Annotated in this window: 5 protein-coding genes and 1 pseudogene; 2 read left to right on the top strand and 4 right to left on the bottom strand. The window is 73.8% G+C overall.

Annotated features, from left to right (window positions below; all coding sequences use genetic code 11):
* Positions 1-80 precede the first annotated feature (80 nt).
* On the top strand, positions 81-701 hold the full coding sequence (locus SACSA_RS0120480) for an L-threonylcarbamoyladenylate synthase (protein WP_019819708.1): 621 nt from the start codon (positions 81-83) through the stop codon (positions 699-701).
* Positions 702-815: 114 nt separating this feature from the next.
* Here the strand turns inward: SACSA_RS0120480 and SACSA_RS0120485 are convergent, their stop codons facing one another.
* From SACSA_RS0120485 to SACSA_RS26465, 4 genes and pseudogenes are all read right to left on the bottom strand, one after another.
* The gene (locus tag SACSA_RS0120485) at positions 816-1,214 is read right to left on the bottom strand and encodes a hypothetical protein (protein WP_048877024.1); all 399 of its coding nucleotides are present in this window, start codon (positions 1,212-1,214) and stop codon (positions 816-818) included.
* A gap of 112 nt (positions 1,215-1,326) precedes the next feature.
* Positions 1,327-1,554 carry a DUF5703 family protein gene (locus tag SACSA_RS0120495; RefSeq protein WP_019819712.1) on the bottom strand — a complete coding sequence of 76 codons (228 nt, stop codon included), beginning with the start codon at positions 1,552-1,554 and terminating at the stop codon, positions 1,327-1,329.
* Positions 1,551-2,255: pseudogene (locus SACSA_RS24025) on the bottom strand (hypothetical protein); the annotation flags it as partial. The pseudogene SACSA_RS24025 and the gene SACSA_RS0120495, both read right to left, overlap by 4 nt.
* Positions 2,231-2,515, bottom strand: a complete 285-nt coding sequence (locus tag SACSA_RS26465) for an MEDS domain-containing protein (RefSeq protein ID WP_232213028.1) — start codon at positions 2,513-2,515, stop codon at positions 2,231-2,233. The gene SACSA_RS26465 and the pseudogene SACSA_RS24025, both read right to left, overlap by 25 nt.
* 167 nt (positions 2,516-2,682) lie before the next feature.
* Here SACSA_RS26465 and SACSA_RS26470 point away from each other — a divergent pair.
* A partial coding sequence (locus tag SACSA_RS26470) for an alpha/beta fold hydrolase (protein WP_019819718.1) occupies positions 2,683-3,129 on the top strand: 447 nt, incomplete at its 3' end.

Below are 3,129 nucleotides of genomic sequence, written 5' to 3' on the forward strand. Positions count from 1 at the left end.
GCCGGTGCGCGGGCGGGGCGGGCCGACGCGCCGGGGCCGGTGGTGGCCCGGGCCGAAGCGCACCCCCTAGGCTCGTCGCCGTGGCGAGGTACTTCGACGTGCATCCGCGCAACCCGCAGCCCCGGTCGATCCGGCAGGTCGTTGAGCTGCTGCGGTCCGGCGCGCTGATCGTGTACCCGACGGACTCGTGTTTCGCGCTGGGCTGCACGCTCGGCAACAGGCGGGGCATGGACCGCATCCGCGCCCTGCGGGAGCTGGACTCCCGGCACCACTTCACACTGGTGTGCCGGGATTTCGCCCAGCTCGGCCAGTTCGTGCGGATGGGCAACACGGTGTTTCGCGCCATCCGGGCGTCGGTTCCCGGCCGGTACACCTTCATCCTGCCCGCCACGCGGGAGGTCCCGCGCCAGCTCGCGCATCCGAAGAAGAAGACCGTGGGTGTGCGCATCCCGGATCACGCGGTGGCCCGGGCCCTGGTGACGGAGCTGGGCGAGCCGCTGGTGTCGAGCACGCTGCTGCTGCCGGGCGACGACGAGCCGATGACCGTCGGGTGGGAGATCAAGGAACGGCTCGACCGCCTGGTGGACGCGGTGGTGGACTCGGAGGACTGCGGGGTCGAGCCCACCACCGTGGTCGACTTCTCCGACGACGAGCCGGAGATCGTCCGCGCGGGCGCGGGCGATCCCGAGCGGTTCGCCTGACCGGCTCCGGGCCGCCGGACACGGGCGCGGTCCCCGGCGAGGCGGTGACCGCCGACAACGGGGTGCACCCCAGCCTCCCCCAATTCGGCGGAAAGCCGGGGGAAGTCGGCGCGGTCAGGGGCGTTCGCGGCCGGTGCGCGCGCGGAACCGCACCTGGTGTGCGGGCACGAACGTCGTCACCGTGGTCCGCCAGGCCAGGTCCGCGGTGAGCAACTGGTAGGTGACCACGGCCAGCGCGGCGCCGTCCACCGAGGGCATCCACCCGCGCAGCAGTCCCTTGGCCTCGTAGCGGTACTGGATGCCCTCGGGATCATCCGCGGAGGTCTCGAAGGCGTTCTTGCGCAGCGCGGCGCGCGGGTCCACCCAGACCCATTGCGGCGGGTCCACCGGGCGGAACGCGCGCGGCATCTCCTCGGTCGGCGCCCACACCGGGCGCGTCGGGGTCGCGCTCGGGTCCCGCCGCCACCAGGGCAACGGCGATCGAGACCGCGCGCGTGGGGTTGACTGCTCCATCGGCACTCCCTCATTCCTCCCTCTGGTCGAACACTAGTTCGACCGAGTGGGGGAGTGTCAAGGCGGCACCCGTCCGGTGTCGCCCGGGACACGGGCGCGTGCCGGGGGACTGTCAGGTGATCAGTCCGGGCAGACCCGCCGCCACGGCCAGCGAGCGGCGCCTGCGTAACCACACCTGCCGGGTGCCGTCCGAGTACAGGCGCACCCTGGACAGTTCCCACCCGGAGAACTCGGCCTGGATGGACAGCTGCACCGTCGCCGAGATCCGCGACATCCCCGGGGGCAGCTGCACCCGGCGGTACTCCCAGTCGCCGTCGACCACCGCTTCCGCGTTCGTCATGGAGTGATCACCTGGATCCCTTCTCCGGACGCCGAGCCGACCATGACCCGCGAGGTCCGTGGATCGACGGTAACCGAATTCGGCTGCCGGACGGTGGGGTAGCGGTGCCTTTCCCTCGGTTCACCGCCGCGCACGTCGAAGCCGACGACCTCGTTGCGCGCGGTGAGGGTGACCCAGGCGGTGTCGGTGCGCGGGTCGAACGCCAGGCCGTGCACCCCGCCGGGGACGGGGTATCGCTGCCGCAGCAGGAACGGGTCCGGTGAGAAGGCCAGCAGCCCGCCGCCCCGGGTGTCGGCCACCAGCACGCGGCCGAAGGAGTCCACGACCGCGTTGGTGGCTCCGTGCCCCGCGCGCAGCCCCCCGCCGAGGTCGCCGTCCTCGGTCTCGACCAGGAACAGGGCGGTGCGCAGCCGGTCGAGCACCATCGGTCGCCCGTCGGCGACCAGCACGTCGTCGGCGCTGTAGAGCCCACCCTCGATCGTCCGGGTGACCCGGTCGCCGTCGAGCACGGCGACGCCCTTGGCCTCCCGCAGCGCGACCAGCACGCGACCGGTGTCGTCGACGGCCACACCGGCGGGCCCGCCCGGCACCGGCACGGTGTCGAGGTCGCCGCCGGGCAGGGAGATCCGGGCCAGCACGTCGGCACCGGGGACGGGCACCAGCACGGCGCCGTCGGTCACGGCCGGCTCCCCGGCCCGGCCCCGCGCACGGGTGCCGACGGCAGCAGCACGAGCTGCCCCGAGCTGAGCAGGTCGTCGCGCAGGGAAAGCCCGGCCAGATCCTCCGCCAGCTCGGACTCGCTCTTGTCCGCCACGTACAGCAGGCGTTCGTGCCGCGCCACTCCCTCGCCGAAGAACGGCACCAGAGCGTCGGTCCAAGTGTGCCCTCCCTCGTGGAACCAACACGCGTGATCATGCCAGCCGTATCCGACGGGCCCGGCGAGCGTGCTTGACCGGCGCATATGTCCAGCCTAGGCGCGCACGCGGCGGGCGGCAGCGCCGCGCCACGACCGGGGTCACCCACGCGGGCCCGGCCACGCGGACGAGCACCGGCCCGGGCGGCCACGGTCCCGGTCGACGCGGTCGAACGTCCCTACCCCACGCGTGGACCCACCCTCATCGTGGGTTCATGACCGCCGATTCCCACGCTCCCACGGAGGGCATCTGGGGGCCGGGCCTGGCGTGGCTGCGCGCGGGCGCGGGACCGCCGTTGCTGTCACTGCCCGGCCTGAGCGCGCGGCACGGCCCGCCGACCGGCTTCGACCGCCGGTTCGCGCTGCGGACGATGCGTCCGTACACCGGGCGGCGCGACGTCTGGTGGGTTCAGCGCCGCACGGGCCTGCCGGAGCGGACCACGATGGCCGGCATCGCCGACGACTACGCCGGACTCGTACGCGAGCGCGCCGACGGGCCCGTCGACGTGCTGGGCTTTTCCACCGGCGGCACCGTCGCGCTCCAGCTCGCCGCCGACCACCCGGACGTGGTGCGCACACTCGTGGTGGTTTCGGCGGCGTACCGGCTGGGGCCGCTGGGACGGACCGCGCAACGCGCGGCCGCCGAGGCGCTGCGCGCCCAC

Origin of the sequence: Saccharomonospora saliphila YIM 90502, assembly GCF_000383795.1 — a bacterium.
GTDB classification, from domain to species: Bacteria; Actinomycetota; Actinomycetes; order Mycobacteriales; family Pseudonocardiaceae; genus Saccharomonospora; species Saccharomonospora saliphila.

Coding starts and splice junctions, on each gene's coding strand:
- SACSA_RS0120485 (WP_048877024.1), bottom strand. CDS start 1,214: ATGGAGCAGTCAACCCCACGCGCGCGGTCTCGATCGCCGTTGCCCTGG.
- SACSA_RS0120495 (WP_019819712.1), bottom strand. CDS start 1,554: ATGACGAACGCGGAAGCGGTGGTCGACGGCGACTGGGAGTACCGCCGG.
- SACSA_RS26465 (WP_232213028.1), bottom strand. CDS start 2,515: ATGCGCCGGTCAAGCACGCTCGCCGGGCCCGTCGGATACGGCTGGCAT.